Below are 25351 nucleotides of genomic sequence, written 5' to 3' on the forward strand. Positions count from 1 at the left end.
AAAAACCATGTTGTTGATTATTTTATAGAAATAATTTCAACATCATATGGTTTTTTAATATTTTTAATTCTAGCTTTTTCGCCAACACCTTTACCAATTAAAGCTTCAGCAATTGGTGATTCATAAGAAATTTTAGAATTGAAAGGATCAGCTTCAATAGGACTCACAACTTTAAAAGTCATATTTTGTTTTGTTAAACTATTTGATACTGTAACTGTACTTCCAACTTTAACTTCTTTTTTACCCGAACTTTTAGAATCAACAATTTTTGCTTTCATTACTAAAGTTTCAAGTTCTTTAATTCTTGCTTCTACTTCTGCTTGACGATTTCTAACCGCATCATAATCTGCATTTTCTGACAAGTCTCCCTGTGAACGTGCTTCAACAAGTTCTTCAATAACTTGTGGTCTTATAACATTGATTAAATTTTCTAATTCTTCTTTAATTTTTTTATAACCTTCGCTTGTTAAAACAATATCTTTTGCATTCATATTATTACCTCTTGATTTATTAATTATACACAAAAAATGTTAAATTTTTTTGGCATATTTTTGTCAAGTCCCCTTTCTTCATCTTCTTTGATAAACTAGTGAACGAATAAGTGGATCACATAAATTACATGAATAAATTAATAATAAAAATATTCCATTATTAGTTCCATTTGTAGTGTTTGACACAAATTGAAGTAGTATTAATGGTCCCACAACCATTCCAATCCCCATGGTGAATAAAGAAAGTGTTATTGGGAATCATAAGTCATTTGAGCTTCACAATGCTCTTAATATTGTCATATTAACTGTATCAAATAATAATTTAATTAATAGTACACCAAATAAAACAAATCCCCATTTTAAAATAATGTTGCTTGGGACATTAAATGCTAACATAATTGGATAAGTTAACATAAACATAACTATCCCAGAAATTACTGAAGCATAAATTGCTAATTTTCAGCAATTTATTCCCTCTCTATATGCTCCCTCTTTGTCATCTTCACCAATTTTTCTTGAAACAAAAACAGAGGTTACCGTTCCCATTGCCGAAGTAAAAGCACTTGAGTATTGTTGAATTGATGTTATATTTCTATGAAATACTAACCAAGTATAATGTGTTTCTTTTTTTCCCACACCATTGGAAATTACATCTGCATCTCCTAATTTTGAAATTGTCATAGAAGTAACAAAACTAAATAAAAATCATGTTCCCATTTCCATTGTTATTGGTAATCCCATTTTTAAAGTATCTTTTGCAAATTTAGGATTAAACGCAAAAAACTTAGAAGTAGAAAAATCAATAAACTTTATACAAAAATAACCCATATATAAAAGTAAAAAAACACTGGTTAATATCAAAGAGGTGGCACTTCAAACAGGGCCTAAATCAAAGATAAATAACATTCCTAAAATTAATACTAAATTTAAAAATCCAGAAATTATTGATCCAATTGTTACATAAATTGATTTTTTCAAAGCTTGTAAACCAGCTACAAACACTTGAATAATTGAGAGCATTAAGAACTGCACATTTAAAATTCTATAATAATTAATAGAAATATTCATTAACTCTTTTTTTTCTTCGGCACTAATATCAACATCTGCTTTTGGACTTAATAAATTGATAATATTTTCAGAAAATATTTGTGTAAATGCAAAGATAAATAAAACTATAAAAAAGTTAAGAACTAATCCTGTTTTAAGAACTTCTGACAATTCTTTTTTTCTACCTTGTCCAATTAGGTTTCCCATAACTATTAGTGTTCCAGATGCAATTAAAGTTGGCACAAATTGCAATGTAAAATAACAAACAATTGCTTTATTAACTGCATCGCTATAATATCCCCTATCATAATAATTCATTGCAATTTGATTAATTTGAGCAACAAATACTGAAAACAACATTTGAATAAATATTGGTATTGCCATCGTTAAAATTGCTTTTTTATTATTGACTCTCCAAAATGGTTGATCTATTTTTGCAAACTTTTTAATTTCTATATTCTTATTTTCTCCAAACATTTATTTATTCCTTTTAATAAATTCAATTAAATTATCTAGTGTATTCTTATTGGTAATCATTTCTTTAATCAAATCAATATTAGCACTAAAAAGTGAATTATTATCAGGAAATTTATTTCTTATTTTTAAAATTTGTTTTGGACCCAAACCTTTAACTTCATACAACATATCTTTTTTGATAGCTGACTCTTTTTTGAATCTAAAAACACTTATTGTATATTCATGAACTCTTTCTTGCATTGCGGCAAGAAAATTAAATAGTCTTTTATTCTTTTTAATGTCTACTTCATGTCCTAAATAATTTATTCCTTTTTCGGTTTTGTGTTTGTTATTTTTAACAAGTCCAATTACATTAATATTTAAATTCAATTCATTTAATTGTGACATTGCGGCATTAAATTGAATTTTACCGCCATCTACAATTATTAAATCTGGCAATATTCTTTTCTCCATTAATGATTTTTGATATCTTCGATAAATTACATTTTGCATTCTATGAAAGTCATCACCTTGTTCAATTTCAATTTTATAAGCTCTAAATTCATTTTTAATTGGCTTTCCATTTTTAAAAACAACAACTCCGCCCGTCACAAATTCTTTACCAATATTAGCAATATCAAATACTTCGATATGATTTGGGTATTTATTTAAATCAAATGATTTTTGCATATCTAATAATACATCATAAGAATCATTGATAGTTTTTTTAGAATATAAAAATTCTTTAGAATTTTCTTTACATAAATCCAAAAGTTTTTTTGAAATTTTTGTTTTATTATCAAATTTTAATTTTAACTCTTCAAGAACATACAAGTTATTAAATTGCTCAGGAAGATTCAAAAGATCTGGTTGCGTATTTTTTTCATAAAATTGAAAAATAAATGATTCGAGAGTTTCTTCTAAACTTTGAAAATTGTTAGGAAAAATTTCTTGTTCTTTAAATGACAATTTACCATTTAAGTAAAATAAAACAGAAATACAAATATTGTTTTCATCTTGATAAAAATTAATAACATGGCGGTTGATTTTTTCTTGTAGTTCAACATTTTGTGTTCCAACTAGAAAATCAATATGATCTAAAATTTCTTTATACCTTTTTGCTTGTTCAAATTGAAGATTATTTGCAGAAACAGAGATTTTTTCAAACAATCTTTTTTTAACAAATTCTGTATCACCTTTAAAAAAATTTTTAATTTTTTTAATTTGTTCTTTGTAATAATCTTCAGAAACATCTTTAAAGCAAGCTCCAGAACATTCATCAATTTGAAAATAAAGACATGGTTTTCCCAAATTACCTTTGCATCTCCTTAAGGGAATAAGTGTTTCTAGGGTTTCTAATATTTGTCTAGCATTGCTTCCACTAGGAAATGGTCCAAAAACATTTTTATACTTATGATTATTTTTTCTAATATATACATATTTGGGATCTTTTTCATTTGTGATGGCAATATATGGATATCGTTTATCATCATTTAATAAAACATTAAATCTTGGAGAATATTTTTTGATTAAGTTTTGTTCTAAAAGTAATGATTCCTTTTCATTGTTGGTAATAATTGTTTCAACTTTTTCAATTTCACTTATTAATTTTTCAGTTTTAAAATTTTGTGATTTTATAAAATAAGATGAAACTCTTTTTTTTAAATTTTTAGCTTTACCAACATAAATTACCACATTGTCTTTATTAAAATATAAATAACAACCTGGTTTTTGGGGAATGTTTTTTAGATTAATCATTGATTTACCTACTCTGCAAATGAAGATATATCTTCAACTTTAATTTTTCTATAAGTTGCTATTAGTGAATAAATTAATATTACTATAAAAGAAACTGCAAACACTAATGGAATTAGTGACGTTTCTAATGTAAATACAGAAGAAATTTTTAATTTCATTTTTTCTAAAATTGTATCGCTTAGCGCATTAATTGTATATGAGCTAGCATACAAGGAAACAAAATAAGAAATTATTATTGCAATTGGATAAATTGATAAAATCATTAACACTGTCTTTTTACGTGAATATCCCAATGTTTTTAAGACTAGTAATGTACGTTTATTTTCAATAATAATAATTAAATCAATTACCATTAACATTAAAATTGTGAAAATAATCATTCCATATGTTCCAATTAAAATTAATGAATAATAAATCCCGATTAATTTTTTAATCATGTCAGTAATTACTGGAAGCGAAACAAATTTAAAATCTAAATTATTTTCAAGTTTATTATCTTTTTTAACAAAAAAATCATCAGGACTTTTCCCATCGGCATGTTGCTTCATCATTGGAACAGTTAAATATTTAATTGTTCATGGTGTTTTACCACTATCGAATATTGCATTAGGTTTTAAATTTAATATTTCATTTGAAGAAAACACTTTTTGATCAATAACTGCTTCGTTATCACTTAAAAGTTGATAATTAATATTTTTGACAACAAACTTTAATGTTTGGGGATTTTCATTTTCGTGTTTTTTAAAAGTCATAGTAAATTTGCTTCCAATATCATAATGTTCAGAATATTGAAAATTATAATTAATTGAAACTCCATGATAGCCATCTGGTACACCATCATCTAAATGAGAATTTTTTTCACCATATACTCTTGCTTTATCAGACGTTCAAATAGTTGTGCTATTTTTTAAATCATATCCTTTTGGTAAAATTGCATTTTTAAATGTAATAACTGGATCAATAGCATCACCCTTAAAAGTATCTTTATATATTTTATAGTTATTGATTAAATTAACTAAAGTTGTATTTTCTTTTACTTTTTTATCATCTTTATGTTCAAATAAATATTCCATAAACTCGCCTGATATTTCATGAGGAATATAATGATCTATTGGTGGATAATCTTTTAATTTTTCTCATGGAGAATCAGAATCAACAAATTCTTTTGCCTGTTCTAATGTATATGGTTTTAATAAGTCTTTATAATTATCTTCTGTTAATACTTCGTTATTTTTATAATATTGTTCTGTTCACTGATAATCATCATATTGTAAAAATCCAACTGACTTATTGTTATGAAAAACTGGTTTGTAATATGATTTAGAAGCAGCATTAATTCCACCAGATAATTGCAACGATAATCCAAGACCAGCTAAAGCAAGACATGTAATTATTAAAACAAATAGACCTTTTACTAAGTTAGAAACTTGAAATGCAATAATGGGTGCAAATTTACTTTTTTGAATTAAGCGATTATCTTTAATTTTTAAAATTGCTAACTCAAAATTACTTATTTTTTTATTATGAATTGATAATTTGTCACCAGTAATACTAAAGTATGTAATTATAAAAGCTGATAAAGAAATGCATAAAAGCATTATTCCATATGCAATATAAAAATCCCCACCACTAGGAAACGCTGGTAGTAAAAAGCTATCTGTATATCCAATGGTTTTCGCCAATATTGTATAAGTTATGAAACTAAATAAATAACCTACAATTGAAGCTAAAAATACAAATATAATTGAGGAAAATAAAATATAGTAAACTAGAGAAAAATTACTAAATCCCATTGATTTTAAAAATGATAATTTTTTTAAATTTTTATCAATCGTGTGTTTTTCTACGAAAAAATAAGAAATGATAACAACAATAAGTACGACTGACGCAATCATTAAACTAACAACACGATAAATGAATAATTGATTATTAAAATCAAATTTGGGTGTATCTTCATAACGAAATTCGCCAACTAATGATTTAGAAAATGACGAATTATCACTTTTAGCACTAGCAAAAGTGTTTTTAATTAAATTACTAAAATATTTTTTGTCATTGTTAATTACTTTAATTAAAGCATTTTTAGATATATTTTTTTTAATGTCTTTTGTGTTGTATAAACAAATACCAATTCATTTTGACTTATGGTGAATCTGCGATAATGTTTGTATAAACTCTTTATTATTTAAATAAATTTTGTTCACATTAGTTTTAAATGCTTCATTTGCTGTATATGCACTACCTACTATTGTGTAATCCGAAAAGTTTTTGTTTTCTAGTGAAAAAGAAATTTTATCACCTAATTTTAATTTGTGATAACTAAGAAAAGTACTTCCAACAATTATTGACTTACTATTTACATCTCTAACTAATTTATCAAAATTTTTAACCTTAGAAGTAACCTTTAATGGATTAAACTCATAACGAGAATCAATATTAAAATTATATTCTTGAATTTGACATTTATTAGCGTCATATAAACCTTCTATTTTCTCGGGCATAATATTCTTTTTGTATTTAGAATTCAATAAATTTTTTGGTGATAAAACTTTATTATAAACATAATCAACAATAATGTTGTTATAAAATTTTTCAGAACCCTTGTAGCTTACAAAACCTTGTTTTTTAGTAACAATATCATTTATATTAGCTTCATTGCCAACCTTTTCATTTTGTTTAGCATACATTTCAAAATCAGTGCCGCTAAAATCTGGTTTTTCAATTGAACTTAACCTAGTAGAATTTATTGCATAATTATATGTTCTTTCAAATCTTGAATCAGATGCCCTTCTTCCATCATTATTAAATGTTGAATAAAATTGAAAAATTCCGATTGAAAAAGCAATTCCAAACATTAAAAAAATCAAAAAAGAAAAAAACAGAATTGATTTTTTCTTCATGTCATGTATAGCTTCTTTAGTAAGTAGTTTTATGTTTTTCATTAATATTTACCTTTAAGTTATTCAAAGTCTATGTCGCCTTGAATAAAAACTTCTCGTGGTTTTGAACCATTTTGTGGACCAATAACTCCCGCTGCTTCCAATTCGTCAATTAGTTTAGCCGCTCTATTATATCCAATTGAAAATTTTCTTTGTATTAAGCTTGTTGAAGCTTTTTGTGTGTCAATAACAAACGCTTTAATTTCATTAAACATTGGATCAACTCCACCAGATGATTTACCTAAATTATTTGAATTTCCCTCATGTTCATCTGCTTTTGTAAATTCTTCATTAAATAATTGTCGTTGTTGAGAGGCACAATGATCAACAATTTTTTCAATTTCTGCATCACTTATATAAGCGCCTTGAGCTCTTAATAAATTTGAACTTCCTGGAGGCATATATAACATATCCCCTTTTCCTACTAATTTTTCAGCACCAGGACTATCTAAAATAGTTCTTGAATCAATTGAACTTGTAACTGAAAATGAAATTCTTGTAGGAATATTTGATTTAATAACTCCTGTAAGTACATCTGTTGAAGGTCTTTGAGTTGCTACAATTAAATGAATTCCCGCAGCTCTTGCCATTTGAGTTAATCTCATAATTGAATCTTCAACATCTTTTTTATTAGCTGTCATCATAAGATCTGCTAATTCATCAATAATTACTACATAAAATGGAAGCTTGTCTTCTTCATTAGTTTGCTTAGAATTAAACCCAGAGATATTTTTTACTGCATTTTGAGTAAATAACATATATCTGCGATCCATTTCAGCAATAACTTTTTTCAATACATTATTTGCCAATGACATATCATTAATAACTGGTGTAATCAAATGAGGAATTCTTGCATAAGCAGCAAGTTCAACTTTTTTAGGATCAACCATAATAAACTTAACTTCATGAGGTTTAGCTCTCATTAATATTGAAGAAATAATTCCATTAACCATAACTGATTTACCACTACCAGTTGAACCAGCAATTAATAAATGGGGCATTTTATCTAACTCACCAAACATTAAGTCACCAGTCACCGATTTACCAATCACAAACAATAATTTTGATTGCTCAGAACCACTTGGTGGTGTTTGTAATACCTCACGCATAGAAACTGGTAAACCTTTATCGTTTGGAATTTCAATACCAACTGCTGCTTTACCTTGAATTGGTGCTTCAATACGCACATTTTGACTTGCTAAAGTTAGTTTTAAATCATTTTCTAACTTAGTAATGCTATTAACTTTTGTTCCTGGTTCAGGAGTGATTTCAAATTTAGTAATTGTTGGTCCAGTATTAATTGCAGTTACTTTAGCATTAACGCCAAATTGTTGAAATAATAAATTAATACTTGCTGCTTTTTGTTCTGCAATAAGTCTAGCTTCAGCCATTTCTTTTTGACCAGCAGTGTTTTGTTTTAAAATATCAATTTTTGGTAAAACATATCTTGAATTAACAAATTCTTTTTGTTCTTTTTTAATAACTGGTTTTGCAACAACATTTGGAGCTTGTTGTGTTACTGTGTTTTGTGGCATTGGACGTGGTCTAATGATTGGTTGTTGTACTAAAGTTGGGTCTTCTTCATAAATTACTTCTTCAGTTTTAGAAACTATGTTCATATTAGTTCTAGAATTAGTAAATTCATCATCATTGATAGTTTTTAACTGTGTGTGATCTATTTTTGTATTTGTAACACTTTGATATTCGTAATCATTGTATGGGCTTTCGATATCATTTGCGGGAATTAATTCATCATTAAATTCTATAGTTGCTAAATTATCTTTATTTTTTAAATAACTAGGAAACTCAATTGTGACGTCTGATTCATTTGAAGAACTAGCTATTTCTAACTCATCAATCTCATTTCTTAAATTAATTACATTAACAATTGCACTTCGTTTACTTTTACCATTAGATTTTGATTTTAAAGAAAGGATTCTTAAACGTTTATATTTCTTTTTATTTTTTAAAGGTAAAAAATATAAAGGGTGACCTTTAAAAATTCATGCTCAGTTCATTATCAAAAACATTATTGAAACAATGATTGCTACAATGATTGATAAATATGAAAATACTCCACATAATAAAGCACCAATTATTCCCCCACCTGCTCATGGATTAAAATATGTATTAATGTTTGCAATTCATCAATGTTCTGATTTAAATCCTTGATTATGGGTAAATACTGATTTTTCTTTTCAATTATTAATATAATTATCTAAAAATATATTAAAGATATCTTTATTTCAAAATTTTCCATGAATCTCTGAATCACTAACTATTGCAATTTGAGTAAAATATAAAATAGAACTTATAAAGAAACAAATAGTTGAGAACGTAATAAATACCATCAAAAGAAATCGTTTTTTAAATTTAAATTTAATTCCTGAATAAATTAAAACAGCAGTTGAAATTGCTAACAAATAAATAATGTATTTAAATCAACCAAAAATAAAAGCAAATAATACATCATCTAAAAATTGCCCAACTATAGTAACTCTTAAAGCACAAATAATAGTTATAAAAAAAATTAATGTCGAAGAAACCATTCAACCAATAGCGTCACTTCTATGAGGTTTTTTTTCAATGGTAAAAGCAGTAGTAAATTCTTGTGAATTTTCATATATGCTTTTTTCAGTATCGTTGTTTTCTAAATTTTTCATAACATGCCCTTTCTTATATTATAGTTATAAACCCTACTTATATTGCTACTTATTATAAAAAAAGATGTGCAACATCTTTTTTTATCTTTTTCCATCTAAATAATATCTATCTTCTTCTAATTCGTTAATAACAACTAATATGATAGGTTTTTTACCAGTTTCAGTTTTAACTATTTGTCCGATTTTTAAATTAATTTCTTTTTTAAGATTTTCTTGATCATATTCTTTTGGTGTTTTTTTAAATAATTCTGTATGTTTTGCAATAATATCAATAACTTGTTTTTGCATTATTTTAAATATTGGTGAATCTTCAAAAATATAAACTAAACCACGCATTTGAATATCAATTAAAGAAGCGATTTCTTTTGTTTTTGAATCAACATTAACACCAACTACTAGAATTCCATTAGTTGATAATTGTTTTCTTTCATTTAAAACAATTGAAGATACATCACCAACGCCCACAACATTAACATAAACATCGTTAACTTTAATTTTTTCATTTTCATAAACTAAGCGATCTTTTGATAATTTTAATGTTTGACCGTTTTTTAAGATCATTACATTTTTAGAAAAGATACCAGCTTCAATTGCGGCTTTTTCTGCACATAAAAAGTTTTTATATAATCCTTTAACAGGAATAAAGTATTTTGGTTTAAAAATATTAACCATTAATTTAATATCTTCATAACTAGCTCTCATAGATCAAATGGCTTTATCTGATAAAGAAATTAGTTCAGCATTAGTTCTTGCTAGTTCATCAAGAGTTTGGGCGTGTCTTTTTTCAACACCCGGCATTGGAGCAACTGCTAAAATAATTGTGTCATTTTCATCAAATGTAATTGATTCATCACCATCATTGGCCATTTTATCAAGTCTTGAATAAAGAATATCTCCAGTACCATTAATAATAATTACACAATCAGGATATTTACTTACCTCTGAAGTTTTAATAATATCTGATGGTTTTAAATCCAATTCTTCTTGTACTGTTTTGTTTTGAATTATTTTTAATAAAGTTTTTCCATAAATTGCTACCTTACGCCCAGATTCTTTTGCCAAACGAATAATTTCATACATTTTATAAACATCTTCTTCAAATATTCCAATTACTAATCTTTTTTTAAGATTTTTCATATGCGAAGAAATAAAACGTTCAATTTTATGATTTGGGGTAGTAAAGTCCATTCTGTTTGCATATTCAGAATCTCCAATAAATGCTAATACTTCTGATTTAATTTGATCTCTTGCTCACAAAGTGTCTGCTTCAAAACTTGCTTCATTGTTTGCTTGAATCATATAATCACCCATATAAATAATTGTTCCATTTTCAGTTGGTAATGAAAATCCAAATGTATTAGGAAATGATGCAGTTACTCTAAAAATGTGCACTGATGTTTCTTTAAATTTAATAATGTCTTTGTGTTTAATTACTTTAAAACTTGAATCATTGTATCTAATTTTAGACTTCATCATTCTTTCTTTTAAAACTTCAACAGCCACTTCACTACAATAAATAGGTACGTTTGGTAAATCTTTTAAGAAGTACCCCACACCACCAGCATTATAAATACTTGGATTAGAAATAAATACCCCTTTTACACGCGGTGAATTATCTTTTAAATAAGTAAAGTTTGGGGTAACCATATCAATTCCTAAAACTGATTTTTCGGGATATTTAATTCCACAATCAAATACATATATTTCTTTATTTATTTCTACACAAAAAAGGTTTTTACCTCTTTCGTCTTGCCCACCAAGAGCAAAAAACTTAATATCTGCCATTTATATTCTCCTTATTATTTCATAACAAATTGTTCTTCTAAAATAGATTTTAATAAGTTAATTATATTACATTTTTTGAAATATTTAAAAAATTATCTTCTTAATTTTAGTTTTTAAAATATTGCATTAAAATTATATTAGAGGGGAAGAAATGATTAAGAATTTTCAAAACAATGATTTTAATAATGTTAATGCTTATTTAGTTATTGACGATAATAAAAATGCAATTTTGTTTGATGTTGCTGATAAGGCTCAAAAAATTAGTGATTATTTAAAAAATGATAATCTTAAATTACTAGCGATCTTTATTACACACTCACATTTTGATCATGTGCTTGGTTTAAAAGTTTTTCAAAATGAGCACAATGTGCCAATTTTTATTGGTGAAAATGATTATAAAAATTTATTTGATTGTCAAAAAAATCTTTCTTTTAAAAGAAATTTAGATTGGCAATTAACTAGTAATAAAAATATTTTTAAAATTTCAGAAGAAGAAATAAAAACTTTAGAAAAATTTAATATTAGATGTTTACAATTTGGAGGCCATACTCCCGGAACAACATTTTATATATTAAATGATAAACAAATTTTTGTTGGTGATACTTTTTTTAAAAATAGCATAGGATTCCACAATGTAGCTATTGGTACGAATATTAAACGCTTTTATGAATCATTAGTTTGAATTTGAAAAAATGCTTGCAAATAAGACATATATCCTGGTCATTGAGACTTTGGTTTTAATTTAAAAAGCATTAATTTAACAACTCATCCAATAATGGAGGTATTAAATGAATTTAATTAGTAATAAAGATTTTGACAAAATTAAGGACAAAGCTATTGTTGTTGATGTGCGTTCTGAGTTTGAATATTCAAGTTTAGAAAAAATTGAACCATCAATTAATTGTCCAATTATGAAATTTCTAAAAAATTATGAAGATATTGTTGGAACTGATAAATCTCGCTACATTGTCACTATTTGTAATGGCGGTAATCGAAGTGGTGAGGCTGCTATTTTTTTAAGACAACAAGGATATAAAAATGCCTACGTTTTAGAACGAGGCATCTACGGTTATAAACATTTAATTTAATCAAGATCATCTTGAACAAAAACATTTCTTAAAATTTTTGTTTCATTATTGGTTACAAAGTTAGAGATTATTTTTAATTTTGCTTCAGCAATTTTAATGATAATCTTTTTATTTTTTAATTTTTGTTTTATTGTGTCTTGAAAAACATAAAATTCTGAAGGTGTTTCTAATGAAAGTACATCATTTTTTGTCAATATAATTGAGGAGTTTAATGTGCGATAACGATTTGAATTAATTGGCGCTATTTCAATAAATTCATAAATTCCTTGATTTTTTGGTAAAATAATCGATCCGCCAACTGAACGCATATACCCAGTCGAACCAGTTGCTGTCGAAGCACACACCCCTTCACCTTTAAATTTTTCTAAAAACACATCATTAATACTAATAACAAATTCAATTGGGTGTGAAGAATTTCCCATTTTAATTTCATTAACGACATAAGTTTTTTTATTATCTATTACAACTTCTAATAGATCGTATTCAATTGGTTTTTTTACTTCATTAATAATTCGAGTTTTAATATTTGCTAAATCAATCATTCGATTTTTATTAGTGTAATAACCAACTCCGCCGGAATTAAAAGGAACAAAAATAACATCATTTAAGATTTGATTATACAAAGATGTTGCACGTAAAAATGTTCCATCACCACCAATGACAAAAACATACTTAGGATTTTTCACATCTACTTGAAAGTTTTCTTGATCTAGTTCAGCAATCAATGCCTTTTCGAAGGTAATTGATTTCTCATAATTATTTCTAATAATATTATATGTAATCATTTATTCACCTTATTTTAATTGTATAATTTATTTATTAAGTAAATTATACAACAACGAGGATATAGTATTAAATGAAAAAAAGAATTATTAGTGCAATTACTACTACAGGAAAAATTACCTTAGGAAATTACATTGGTGCAATTAAGCAAATTGTTGACTATCAAAAAGATTATGAGGTTTTTATGTTTGTGGCTGACTTGCATGCATTAACTACTCCTTTTGAACCAAAACAACTTCAAGAAAATATTCGTCATGCAGCAGCACTTTATCTTGCATGTGGTTTAAAACCAGAAAGTGCTACTATTTTTATTCAAAGCCAAGTTAAAGAACATGCTAATTTAGGATGGGTCTTGAGTTGCCACACAACTATGGGTGAATTGCAGCGCATGACACAATTTAAAGATAAGGCTAATATTAAAACTGCTAATGGGACTGAAAAAATTCCTACAGGAATTTTAACTTATCCTACTTTAATGGCAGCTGATATTTTATTATATGATGTTGATATTGTTCCAGTTGGACGTGATCAAAAACAGCACATTGAATTAACTAGAAACATTGCAACAAGAATGAATAATAAGTATGGGGAAATTTTTAAAATTCCCACTGAATCAATTCAAAAGCACGGTGCAAAAATTATGGATCTTCAAGACCCTACTAAAAAAATGTCAAAATCATCTTCTAATGCTAAAGGATATATTTCTTTATTAGATGATGTTAATGTTGCTCGTAAAAAAATTGCAAGCGCTATAACAGATTCACTTAATCAAGTTAAATTTGATCCTGAAAATCAACCTGGCGTAAGTAATCTTTTAACAATTTATAGTGTTTTAAAAAATATGTCGATGTCAGATTGTGAAAAGCAATTTCAAGGGCAAAATTATGGGGTTTTAAAAACTGCTGTGGCCGATGTTGTTTGTGAATTACTAACAACAATTCAAAATAACTTTAAACAATTAATTAATTCTTCAAAATTAGATGATATTTTAAAAGAAGGACAACAAACCGCTTCTAAACTTGCCAGTCAAAAATTAGCATTAGTTTATAAAAAAATTGGTTTATAAAACAAAAAAAATCACATTCGTGATTTTTTTAATATTATTTTAAATACTTAAACTTAATTTATCAAATCTATTTACTGACAATAAACCAAATCCTGATAGTCCAATTATTGAAATTAAATAATCTGCAATATTTTTTGCAATATGACTGTTTTTATGAGCTGATTTTATTCATGTGTCAACTTTAGGGTTATTATCTCCATCATAAGTGTAATCAAATGGTTTAGCAATTAAATCATTTATTTCAAAATGCTTTAATCATGATAACGCTTTAATGTCTGCCATGCTGATAATAGCATTTGCAATTGGGACAAAAATAATTCATACAATTATTAAAACTATTAAACCCTTTCTAATTCCAGCCTTATCAACAAATATAATATTAATTGTTAAAAAGATTGTTAATATAAAGATTCCTGCTAGAAATAACATAACAGTCGAATTAAACATATTTATAAATATATTTCCTGAAGTTAAAAACTCAAAGTATTTAAAATCATCTTTGCTAAATGTATATTGATATGGTTTATTTATAGATCAGTTTTCAACAATAACTTTACCATGAATTTTTGTATCAAAATTATTATTTAATGCAATTAAATAAAATGTTAATAATAGAAATGATGGCAAAATAATAATTAATTCTTGCACAATAATTACAAGCACTTTATTTAGTAAAATCATTTTACGAGATAAGGGTAATGACAACCACGAACCAATATAACCCCTTCTAACTTCTTTAACAAACAATTGTGTTGTTGAAGTAAACATAAAAATTGCTAATATAAAGAAGGCAAATGCGCCAGTGCTAGTTCAATTTAGAATCTTTGAAGCACCATTAATTTCGCCACGATAAGAAGAAACATTTTGACTTTCACCTTTCACATTATAACCATAATCGACAACACTGCTAATATTATTGTCGTAATTTAATGTTCCAGAAATAAAAATAGCAATTACATTTATTATAAAAAATAAAACCATAAATACAATTGCTCTATTCAAATTAAGCTTGAATTGGCTTTTAAAAAAACTTCAATTAAACATCTCGCTGCCCCCTAATTCATTTCAATTTTATCGCCATATAATTCGATAAATTGATCTTCAATATTTGCTTCAATTTCTTTGAAAGCAATTACTTTAAATTGATTCATAATACTAATCAAAAATTCTTGTGTTTGTGTTTGTAAATTAAAAACTAATTGTAAATTTTCATTTTTAATATCAGTAATTTGTTCTTTATAAGTATTGCAAAATTGCTCAAATAACATTTTATCTTTAAATGTTAATAAATAATTGGCTCCATTAAAATTTTTAATCTCTTTCATTAATGAATCTTTAACAAGGTGACCACCTCTAATAAATCCCACACGGTCACACATTTTTTCAATTTCTGAAAATATATGTGAACTAACAAAAATGGTTGCTTTTTGTTCGGTTTTTAGTTTTACCATTAAACTGTTGAATTGTTGTTGCATTAAAGGATCTAATCCCGATGTTGGTTCATCAAGAATTATAATTTTAGGATTATGCATAACTGCTGCAATAATTGCCACCTTTTGTTTCATCCCTTTAGACATTTTTTTAATTTTTCTTTTGAAATCGAAATCGAAATATTTAACTAATTGTAAAACATAATCTCATTCAACGTTTTTTCTAATTCCGCAAACAATTTTTAAATACTGTTCACCAGTATATCCTTCAGGAACAATTGGTTCTCCTGAAATATATCCCATATCTTTCATAATTTCTGCACGTTTAGTTCATGCATCTTTTCCTAAAATATCAATTGATCCATTATCAGATTTTACAAATCCCATAATTTGACGAATTAACGTTGATTTCCCAGCACCATTTGGTCCAATAAATCCAAATACTTTACCTTCTTCAATATCAAATTGAATATCGTAATTTCCAGCACCGTTAGGATATTTTTTTGTTACATTTTTTATTTGAATAGCGTTCATAACTAACTCCCTTTATATAAAATATGTTAATAATTTATTTTTCTAATGCTTTTTTAGCCATTTCAACAATAGCTAAGAATTTTTCATTTTCATGAATTGCTAATTCAGATAACATTTTTCGATTAATATTGATGTTTGCCAATTTTAATCCATTCATAAATTTTGAATAGCTTAAACCATGTGGTCTAACCGCTGCATTAATACGAATGATTCAAAGTTTTCTGAAATCTCTTTTTCTTAATTTTCTACCAACAAAAGCATATGCCATTGAACGTTGAACTTGTTCATGTGCTTTTTTAAAACTAGTTTTTTTAGTACCGTAGTACCCTTTTGCCATTTTAATTCAACGTTTTCTTCTTGCTCTTGTAACTTTTCCAAATTTTACTCTTGCCATATTACACCCCTATTGAATTAACCCTTTCAATCTTTTCATATCTGATTTGTTAACTATTGTTGATTTCTCTAGTTGACGTTTTTGTTTTGTTGTTTTGTTTTGTGCTAAATGAGAACGGTATGCCTTACCTCTTTTTAAAGTCCCATTTGGTTTTAATTTAACTCTTTTTGCTAATGCTTTTTTAGTTTTCATCTTTGGCATCTTTTTTACCTCCAGTTTTTTTATTAGGAACAATATACATATCTAAGAAACGCATATTTAATTTTGCTTCTTTTTCAATTTTTGCAATATCTTTTACTTTATCAAAAAAACGATCTAGTGTTTTTAATCCAAATTCTTGATAAGCAATTTCTCTTCCCCTAAATTTTAATGACACTTTAATGCGGTCTCCATTTAAAAGAAATTCACGGGCTTTTTTTGCCTTTGTTTCAAGGTCATGTTCACCAATTGCAACAGTTAATCTTATTTCACGATTTTCTGTTTTGTTTTGGTGTTTTTTATTTTCACGTTGTTTACGTTTTTGTTCGTATTTATATTTTCCATAATCTAAGAATTTTACAATTGCGATGTTATTTCCTTGCTGCCCAACTTGAACCATATCAAGTCCATTTTCTTCAGCGGATTTTAACGCTTCAAATTTGTTTAATGGTCCTTTTCTAGAACCATCTTCATTAATAATTATGACTTCTCTTGATTTAATAGCTTTATTAACTAAATCTTCATTTTTTTTAGCAGCCTTGTTGCTTTCGATCATTTTTCCCCCACAAAATAAAAAGTGTGCTCGCTTAAAACAATAGCACACTTAATAAAATATCAAATAAATATTTATAACCATGTCCTAAAAGTAATGGTGAGCTAGTGCTTCTTGCTTTAAACTATTTTAATAATACATTAATAATTTTATAAATCAACATTATTAAATTAAATTAAATCTAAAATGTGATCACGGTTTGACAAAATTTAATAACCAAAGTTCTTCTTGTTTTAAAGAACAAATATAATTGTATTTGCCATTTTTATCAACATAACCATCTTCTAAAATTATGTGACATTCACCTTTATACTTTTCATCAGTAGAATTAATAATTACAACATCTCCACGATTAAAAGTTTTTTTAGAATTTTGCTTTTTAATTAATTCATTTTTAAAGACTACTCTTGTCATAGTTGAACGAATAAACTTATCAGTTATATCACCTCTTCTGAAGTGATTAAATTCTAATATTTGTTTTTCAACAGGTGTAATATTTTTAGGATTAATATCAAATGTAATTTCATATTTATTAACTGCTGCGACTTTTTCCAATTCTTCTTTTGTGGCATATGCATTACCAAATAATATTGTGTCAATTTCATTAGTGTAAAACAACAATTTAGCTTGTGCTTCAACACTCATATATCTTTGCATTTCAATTGTTGGTAATTCTTTTCAACCCACCGCAGTTGTCATAGTTCCACTATGTGAACCAATAAAAGCAGCAGTTCTTAGACGATATTTTAAATACTTTTTATTTGCTTCCATAAAGAAATCAAATGGTAAAGCAGTATCTTCTAAGGGATAAAAATTATGGCACCCTGATAAATTATTAGTAATTGGTTGAAAGTCCATAATATTATCAATAAATGAATCGTTGTTTGACATGTTAATTTGCACATTAATATTTTCTTTATTATGAGTAAACGCTGAAACTTCTGCTGGCAAACTAGGTGAATCAAGTCTAATGCAATCTACACCATTTTCAACTAACACACTCATGTTTGTTGAAGTTATCCCAAGTAATTTCATTGATTCATATTCCACGTCCAAAATTGTATAAAACCCAATTGATTTAGCATATTTTAATGCTTTTAAAACTTGTTGTGCTTTAACTTTGGCATCAGGTGATGCAATAAAGTGCAAGATACTTGTAAATACAACTGAGTAACCCAAACTTTTTGCTAGTTCTAAATATTCTTTATCCTTTTCAAAATTTGATTGTTCTGGATAGATTGATATTCCAATTTTCTTTTCCATATTTTCCTTACATTAATTCTCCAAAGAATTGTTCATCATAATCTTTTAAAATTCTATCTTTTAAACTTAACTCTTTTTCATTATCTTTTATATAAAACTTTTTATATAGTTTATTGTCTAATAAAACAAATGGTATATAAACTAAAAACTGTGAAATTAGTATTAGTATTATTGTAACTACAGCCCCAATTGAACCATTAGATGATATAAAGGCTCCTAGTATTGGTGGTGTTGTTCAAGCAGTTATGTTAGTTGGAATTGGCATTAAATTTTCAATAATAGATATGTGAACAATTATTAATCCCATAACTGGTGCTAATACTAATGGGATTAAGAATGTTAAATTAAATATAACTGGTAAACAATAAATCAATGGTTCATTAATGTTAAATATTGCAAATATAAGTGATAACTTTGCCACTAATTTAAAGTCAGTTCTTTTTGTAAAAAATATTAACGCTAAAACGAACACAAAAGTCGATCCAGCTCCGCCACATTGAATAAAGTTATTATTTAACAAATTATTTAGTCAATGATGATGATCTTTGTTAATTGCAAATAACAATGAGTCTTGAAATAAAAATCCTAGCACTGATGAAGCATTAATTCCAAATCATGTAAGTATATTTCAAGAAGAAATTGTCAATATACTTCCTAAAAGATAATTTGATTTACATATTAAGTATATTGGCAATTCAATAATTCATGATAAAACTTCCATTAAATTTTTTTTATTAGTCTTTGGAAAATCGTGTGGTGATATTTTATCTAAAAATGGCGTGCAAGTATAAAAAATAAATGCAATAAAAATTGAACCAAAAATAATTATTGATATTGAAACAAGATTTCTAAATGATTCTTTTAGTTCACTTGCAGCAATATTATTTAAATTAATTTTTTTAATAAATGTCATTTTGCTAATCATATCGTTTAATTGCACTACAACAAATGAAATTAAAAAACCAGCAAATATACCTTTGTCAGATAAAATATCTCCAAATGTATATGTATTACTAATAAATGGATTGTTTAAAATTATGTAAACTATTACACACAATATTGAATTAATTAATTGATTACAATCATAATATTTTGAAAACTTGTAACTACTAACAAACACAATGACTAATCCCAACATACCTATGGTTGCCGACCTTATAAAATTTAATAAATTTGTTATATCTTCAATAATTACTTTGTCGTTATTGGTAAAGTAAAAAAAGTTAAAAAATGATCCTTCATCAAAGTCTAAAACAACATTAATTATTAAGTTACATAAAGACCCAAATAAAACAAATGGGAGCACCGTCAACATTGTATCTTTAATTGTGTTAACATATTTTGATTTAATCATTTTACTATTAGATCAAAAATATGCTTTCTTAATCATTTTAAAAGAAGTAACTTTGTTTGAAGTTCCTATTGCGGCTTTTTCTAATAAAAGTTCACTTGTTTTTTCTTTTTCAAGACTAATTAATTCATTTCTTTTTAAAATTTCTTCATTAATTTTTTGATTTTTTCTTTTAAAATTAGACTTTTTAATTAAGTTTATTTTTTCTTTAAACTCTAATTTAATTTTTTTGATATTTTGTTTAGCTTCTAGTTTGGCTTGTTTAATTTTTTCAATTATTTGTTTTTTATCTGATTGCCTTATTGGGTTAAATTTATTAAATTCTTGCTTAAATTTTTTTTCTAAAAATAACTTATTGTTTTTTTGTTCTTTAATTTTAAGTCTAAGTTCTGCTAATTCATTTTGCAAATTCAAAATTACTTTTTCTTCTTTTAGAATAACATCATCTTTTTTATTTTTACTTATTTCCAAATTTACTTCAACTGTATTTTTGTATTCTTCATAAATTTTATTGATGTCTTTTCGCTCTTTTTTAGCAGCGTTTAAATCTTTTTTTAATTTAATTTTATATTTAATTAATTCAGCCTTTTTAAAAGATTTAAAATTCACTTCAACTTCATTTTTAGTTAACTCATTTTCTTGAATTTCATTTTTGACTAACTGAATTTTATTTTTTAAAATTAAAATTTCGTTTTTGTATTCAGATATATCTTTACGAATTTTAAATAATTCGGGATATTTATAAAACTTTTCCATTTCGCCCCCTATGTTAAATAACTATCAATTTTTTTGTTTAATTTTTTAAGTCGTTCTTTATCAATATTTGCTTTATAAATTAATTCTTTATCAATATTTTTATTAGAAATTTTAATTACTGGAAAATATATTAACATTTGTAATAAAACAATTATTATTGAAATAAATAAACCTAAAACACTTTTTGTAGTAATTATCGAACCAATAAATACTGGAAAATTTGAGTTTAAAACTTGTTCATCAAATGATTGAACAATATTATAATACATTGCAAAATAACCAATTCCTGCTCCAATAATTGGAGCAATTAAAAATGAAAAAAAGAATATTGGATTTAAAATAATTGGCAAACCAAATAAGATTGGTTCATTAATATTGAAAAACACTGGAATAAATGAAATTAATGCAACAAATTTTCATTCTTTTCTTTTCGAAAATAAAATTATTAAAATTAATAAGGCCATAATCCCATCAGAAATACCATGACTTAAAAAGCTTGGATTATAAATACTTTCAACACTAACTGAACCAAATGAATCATTTACATGTTCAATAGCTGGGTTAATAATATCTGATGATCTCACACCAATAAATCAAAAAAATTGTCAAATAATTATAACTATAAATGTGTTAAAAATATTATTTCTTAAAACACTAAAGATTTTTTGAATAATCACTTCAATAACATCAAACATGTTATTGATAATTATTGGTTTTAATTCCCCAATTTGTATTAATCCAATTTCGCGACCAATTAAATAAACACACGAAGATATTGTTGCATAAATCAATATTAAAACTATTATTAAAATCATTGGTTCAATTGCTTTTGTAATTGTTTTATTAATTGCAATAAATCTCATGGTTGCAAATCTATTTAGATTTCTTAATTTGTTATATAAAAAAACTACACTCATAGAAACAATTATTGCCATAAACAAACCTTTTGTTCCAAGTAAATCAAAATCAGTTGCAAAGTTGGGAATCATAACAATAAAGCATGCAAGAGTAGTACAAGTTGCCACTAGTTTGTTAATTTTATAATAATTTGATAATGAAATAGAAACCGTTATACATAATAAAACCGATATTATTCCATAAGTTGATTTATATAAAACTTCACCAAATACATCCAAATTTTTAATTACATTATGAAAACCTTTACTTAAATGAAATAAGCTTAGTCATGAACCTTCCTTATCATTTAAAATAATATTATTAAAAAATATTGCAAAGGCACCAATTAATATAAATGGAATTAAACTAAAATAACCACTTCTTAGAGAAGAAATAAACGTACTGTTTGTAAATTTATATGTTCTAAAAATTGTATTTTCTCAAAAATTTAATGAGATTTTTTTAATATTAAAATTGGCATATTTTAAATCAATTCGTTTAGAGAAGGCTTTAATATTTTCTTTACTTTGTTCAATAACAAATTTTTGTTCGCTTTTAATTTTATTATATTCAACTAATAATTCATATAATTTTTCTTCTTTATCATTTTTAAAAGGTTTTAATTGCAATAAATTCATTTTAAAGATTTGAAATCTAGGATATTTAATGTCACTATTATTTTTTTCAAATGTTTCAAACAAATCATTAATTTTTTCTCTGTTTAATTTTTTAAATATTCTTTTTTCTTTATTAACATTTGATTTAACTTCTTTAAATCTAGTTAATGTTTCATTGTATTGTTTATCATTTAATCTTGCTAAATGAATTTTTTTTATTTCTTCTTTTAAATCATCAATATCTTTTTTAATTTGCATTATTTTGACTTTTAAATTGTCATTTTCAAATTTTATTTGTTCAATTTTTTCGTAAAGAATAGTTAGTTTTTCAGTTTGTTTATTTTTTAAAAAAAACAATGATTGCATTTGTAAAACTTCTTTTTTGTTAATCTCTTTTTGTTTGTCTCTAAGCGAAATAGTTTTTTCTGACTTAATTAATTTTATTTCTTGCTTAGTTTCATTTTTTACAGATTTAATTGTTCATGTAACTTCTTTTTTAAAATGATAAATTTCATCTTTAATGTCTATAATTTTTTTTCGATTATTTTTAATTGCTAATTTTGTATCAAGTATTTCTTTGTTCAAAATATGAATATTTTTTTTATAATCTAAATTAAAATCTACTAATTCCATTAATTAATACCTCCATTGTTATGCTCGTTAATATATTTTTTGACTGAATCATCTACCCCAAAGACTTCTGGATGATTTTTTATTTGTTTTTTTAAATAGCTATCAAACCTTAACTTTCTAAAATATGGTTCTCCAAAAATAATTTTGTCGTTTTCATTTCATACTCTAAAAATAGGTGCTTGCAAACCCAAAATGGTTGGAAAAAAAATATTTTTCATAAATTTTAATTCCAATCTTTCATCAAGTTCTATTTTTTTGGCATCAGATGGATTAATTTCTGTATAAAATTTATAGTTATAAACATTTTTTATTTTCAAATTATTTATTTCTTCTTTTTTAAATTTTGCTTTAACTCTTTTATATGCCTCTTTAATATTATTTAGATTATTATTTTTATTTGTTCGAATTACTAAACTATACATTAATCCTTTTTCAAAATTTAAATCAGCACCAATAACATTAAAGGTTTTAGAAACAATATCTTTGCGATCAATAGCATCATTTTCAGAATTATTATTTTCTTTAAGTAATAATTCTGAATATTTGGAATTATTTTGAAAATCAAAAATTTTTTCATCATTATTTATTTTGAAAAAATTTTTATAAAATGCATTTTCATAACTTTTAAAATCATTAATAACTAAATTAAGAATATGATCAGGATGTTCTTCAATATTTTCATCATAATATTCTTGATAATTTATTTTATTAATAGCTTTAAGTTTTTTAGTTGAAGGATTGCAAGAAACTAAAAAGATACTTGTTGAAACAATTGATAAAGTAATTGCTCCTGCTAATAGTGATCTAAAAACTGATTTTTTCATAATTATCCCTTTCTATATATTATCTTTCCCAAATTCAAAAGCACCTATTGCTCCTGCTAAATTACCTATATTAGATATTCTTAGATTAATTTTTTTAAAAAAATCTGGCAATAAATATTTTTTTAAATGTTCTTTTATTATAGTTACTAACTTGATTCCTAGTTGTGAGGGTCCACCACCAACTACAATACAAGAAAAATCAAATACGTGTGTTAATATAGCAATTTGTTTTGCAAGTGGTTCAAGACAATATTTAAATATCTCTATAGTTTCTTGATCATCTTTTTTAAACAAATCTTTTATATCAATTATTTTTATTGTTCTATTTAAAGAACAATAAATTTTATTTAGTTCACCATGAGAAGTTTTTGCTTTTTCATTTAAAATTCTTTCAATTCCTGTAGCAGAAGAAATTGGTTCAATACACCCGCTTAATTTGCATGAACATTCATTTGTGTTTTGAAAACCACCACCATGTCCTGGTTCACTGGCCAAAAATGCGTTATCGCCAAAAACTAATTTTTTATCAAAAATAACTGCTCCACCAATTCCGGTGCCAATTGTATACATTAACATTGAAGTTGGTTCTTTGTTTAATGATTTTGACCATTCACCATAAATCGCAGCCTTTGCATCATTTAAAACAAAAACATTATCCACATTAAAAATAGTTTTAATTTCTTTTTTTAGTGGATAATTTTCTCAACCTAAATTCACTGATAATAAAACGTTTCCAGTTTTGTTATCAACTACTCCGCATACAGCAAAACAAATATACTCTAATTTATTAATTTTTAAAAAATTATTTAGTTCATTAAACTTTTCAAAAATTCTTTTTACAATGTTTGGCTTTTGCCCAGATTCAACAACAAATTCTTTTAAAATTTCGTTATTTTTAAAAACGCAGCACTTCGCTGTGGTAGCGCCCAAATCTACTGATAAAACATATTTTGACATATATTAAAGCCTTTCATTTGCACTACTTTTCTGTATATAATTATATCATTTTAGAGCATAAAAAAAGCACTTTTAGGTGCTTTTTTTGCTATTTATTTAGACGTTTTTTAATAACAAAATTATACAATATTGAAAACGAAATAAGGATAAAAACAATAATCATTAATGATAAAAAGAATCATATTATATTTTGTCTGACATCCATGAAAAAGTATGGTGTGTTTGTAACTCTTGGTTTATTTGAGGCCACTCTTATTTCATTTCTAATTAAAATATAAATTCCATAAATTAATGGATAAACTAAAATTTTAGGAAATTGTTTTTTTAAATATAATTTTGTTGATAAACAATGATTTTCAAAATTCATAAATAATAAAATATATACCACTGTTGCAATGGGACCAATGGTATGTAAAATTTCACTGCAAGTTCAGTTACTAAAACTTCAATTTCCTGGATATTTGGGATCGCTATGTTCTTTAAACATTTCCACTGGTAATAACATAAAATTAAATATCAATGATGTTACAGAAATATAAGTTGCAACAGCCACTGAAAAATTAATATTTAATAGTTTCTTTTTGCCCTCTTTATCATGATTAAATGCAGAATAAAATAATCATCCACAAACCAGCATATTTGATTGAGTTGTAAAAAAAGAAAAGTAATGCACAACAAGAGAAGAATAATCATATTGACTATAAAAATTCTTATCATTATCTTGTTTGAAAATAATATCTGGATTTACTAATTGATAAATAAATTGATAAAAAACCGCAACAAAAATTAACGTTGCGATTATGAATTTATATCAAAATTTTCATTCTTTAAAAAATTGAAATTTTATTGTGAACACTTTTACCTCAGT

At 25.4% G+C, this 25351-nt stretch carries 21 protein-coding genes; 3 read left to right on the forward strand and 18 right to left on the reverse strand.

The genetic code is table 4. The features are described 5' to 3' along the window. Positions 1-17 precede the first annotated feature (17 nt). The 6 genes from greA to AACL01_RS02530 all read right to left on the reverse strand — a co-directional run bounded on the left by greA (position 18) and on the right by AACL01_RS02530 (position 11139). The gene (gene greA, locus AACL01_RS02505) at positions 18-491 is read right to left on the reverse strand and encodes a transcription elongation factor GreA (protein ID WP_339022508.1); all 474 of its coding nucleotides are present in this window, start codon (positions 489-491) and stop codon (positions 18-20) included. A 39-nt stretch (positions 492-530) separates the two neighbouring features. Further along, entirely contained in the window at positions 531-2015 is a 1485-nt protein-coding gene (locus AACL01_RS02510) for an MATE family efflux transporter (protein ID WP_339022509.1), read from the reverse strand. Beyond that, the gene (uvrC, locus tag AACL01_RS02515) at positions 2016-3752 is read right to left on the reverse strand and encodes an excinuclease ABC subunit UvrC (RefSeq protein ID WP_339022511.1); all 1737 of its coding nucleotides are present in this window, start codon (positions 3750-3752) and stop codon (positions 2016-2018) included. A gap of 8 nt (positions 3753-3760) precedes the next feature. Next, a complete protein-coding gene (locus AACL01_RS02520) occupies positions 3761-6694 on the reverse strand; it encodes an ABC transporter permease (RefSeq protein ID WP_339022513.1) in 2934 nt (977 codons plus the stop codon). A 17-nt stretch (positions 6695-6711) separates the two neighbouring features. Then, positions 6712-9354 carry a DNA translocase FtsK gene (locus AACL01_RS02525; protein WP_339022515.1) on the reverse strand — a complete coding sequence of 881 codons (2643 nt, stop codon included), beginning with the start codon at positions 9352-9354 and terminating at the stop codon, positions 6712-6714. 81 nt (positions 9355-9435) lie between these two features. Next, the gene (locus tag AACL01_RS02530; RefSeq protein WP_339022517.1) at positions 9436-11139 is read right to left on the reverse strand and encodes a ribonuclease J; all 1704 of its coding nucleotides are present in this window, start codon (positions 11137-11139) and stop codon (positions 9436-9438) included. A gap of 151 nt (positions 11140-11290) precedes the next feature. Between AACL01_RS02530 and AACL01_RS02535 the strand changes: the two genes are divergently transcribed. Both AACL01_RS02535 and AACL01_RS02540 read left to right on the forward strand, forming a co-directional pair. Next, positions 11291-11845 (forward strand): MBL fold metallo-hydrolase, encoded by a 555-nt coding sequence (locus AACL01_RS02535; RefSeq protein ID WP_339022519.1) that lies wholly within the window; start codon positions 11291-11293, stop codon positions 11843-11845. Between the two features lie 82 nt (positions 11846-11927). Next, a complete protein-coding gene (locus AACL01_RS02540; protein ID WP_339022521.1) occupies positions 11928-12227 on the forward strand; it encodes a rhodanese-like domain-containing protein in 300 nt (99 codons plus the stop codon). Here AACL01_RS02540 and AACL01_RS02545 read toward each other — a convergent pair. After that, positions 12224-13012, reverse strand: coding sequence for a hypothetical protein (locus AACL01_RS02545; RefSeq protein ID WP_339022522.1), 789 nt, complete (start codon positions 13010-13012; stop codon positions 12224-12226). The two genes, AACL01_RS02540 and AACL01_RS02545, sit on opposite strands and share 4 nt — an antisense overlap. A 71-nt stretch (positions 13013-13083) precedes the next feature. Here AACL01_RS02545 and trpS point away from each other — a divergent pair, with 71 nt between their 5' ends. Further along, positions 13084-14076, forward strand: a complete 993-nt coding sequence (gene trpS, locus AACL01_RS02550; protein ID WP_339022523.1) for a tryptophan--tRNA ligase — start codon at positions 13084-13086, stop codon at positions 14074-14076. A gap of 39 nt (positions 14077-14115) precedes the next feature. Here trpS and AACL01_RS02555 read toward each other — a convergent pair whose 3' ends face one another. The 11 genes from AACL01_RS02555 to AACL01_RS02605 all read right to left on the reverse strand — a co-directional run bounded on the left by AACL01_RS02555 (position 14116) and on the right by AACL01_RS02605 (position 25339). Further along, positions 14116-15120, reverse strand: a complete 1005-nt coding sequence (locus AACL01_RS02555) for an ABC transporter permease subunit (protein ID WP_339022524.1) — start codon at positions 15118-15120, stop codon at positions 14116-14118. 11 nt (positions 15121-15131) lie between these two features. Beyond that, positions 15132-16040, reverse strand: a complete 909-nt coding sequence (locus tag AACL01_RS02560) for an ABC transporter ATP-binding protein (RefSeq protein ID WP_339022526.1) — start codon at positions 16038-16040, stop codon at positions 15132-15134. A 34-nt stretch (positions 16041-16074) separates the two neighbouring features. Beyond that, on the reverse strand, positions 16075-16434 hold the full coding sequence (gene rplT, locus AACL01_RS02565) for a 50S ribosomal protein L20 (protein WP_339022527.1): 360 nt from the start codon (positions 16432-16434) through the stop codon (positions 16075-16077). A 9-nt stretch (positions 16435-16443) separates the two neighbouring features. Beyond that, positions 16444-16635 (reverse strand): 50S ribosomal protein L35, encoded by a 192-nt coding sequence (gene rpmI, locus AACL01_RS02570; RefSeq protein WP_339022528.1) that lies wholly within the window; start codon positions 16633-16635, stop codon positions 16444-16446. After that, positions 16616-17188, reverse strand: a complete 573-nt coding sequence (gene infC / locus AACL01_RS02575) for a translation initiation factor IF-3 (RefSeq protein ID WP_339022529.1) — start codon at positions 17186-17188, stop codon at positions 16616-16618. Before infC ends, rpmI begins: the two co-directional genes overlap by 20 nt. A 162-nt stretch (positions 17189-17350) precedes the next feature. After that, entirely contained in the window at positions 17351-18448 is a 1098-nt protein-coding gene (locus tag AACL01_RS02580) for a MupG family TIM beta-alpha barrel fold protein (RefSeq protein ID WP_339022530.1), read from the reverse strand. Between the two features lie 7 nt (positions 18449-18455). Next, positions 18456-20555 carry a PTS transporter subunit EIIC gene (locus AACL01_RS02585; protein ID WP_339022531.1) on the reverse strand — a complete coding sequence of 700 codons (2100 nt, stop codon included), beginning with the start codon at positions 20553-20555 and terminating at the stop codon, positions 18456-18458. An 8-nt stretch (positions 20556-20563) separates the two neighbouring features. Next, positions 20564-22702, reverse strand: coding sequence for a PTS transporter subunit EIIC (locus AACL01_RS02590; RefSeq protein ID WP_339022533.1), 2139 nt, complete (start codon positions 22700-22702; stop codon positions 20564-20566). After that, on the reverse strand, positions 22702-23526 hold the full coding sequence (locus tag AACL01_RS02595; RefSeq protein WP_339022535.1) for a hypothetical protein: 825 nt from the start codon (positions 23524-23526) through the stop codon (positions 22702-22704). The genes AACL01_RS02590 and AACL01_RS02595 overlap by 1 nt, the downstream gene beginning before the upstream one ends. A 12-nt stretch (positions 23527-23538) precedes the next feature. Continuing rightward, a complete protein-coding gene (locus tag AACL01_RS02600; RefSeq protein ID WP_339022536.1) occupies positions 23539-24483 on the reverse strand; it encodes an ROK family protein in 945 nt (314 codons plus the stop codon). A gap of 88 nt (positions 24484-24571) precedes the next feature. Further along, a complete protein-coding gene (locus AACL01_RS02605) occupies positions 24572-25339 on the reverse strand; it encodes a Pr6Pr family membrane protein (protein ID WP_339022537.1) in 768 nt (255 codons plus the stop codon). Positions 25340-25351: the final 12 nt, after the last annotated feature.

Origin of the sequence: Spiroplasma endosymbiont of Crioceris asparagi, from assembly GCF_964020035.1 — a bacterium.
In the GTDB taxonomy this organism is placed as follows: domain Bacteria; phylum Bacillota_I; class Bacilli_A; order Mycoplasmatales; family Mycoplasmataceae; genus TIUS-1.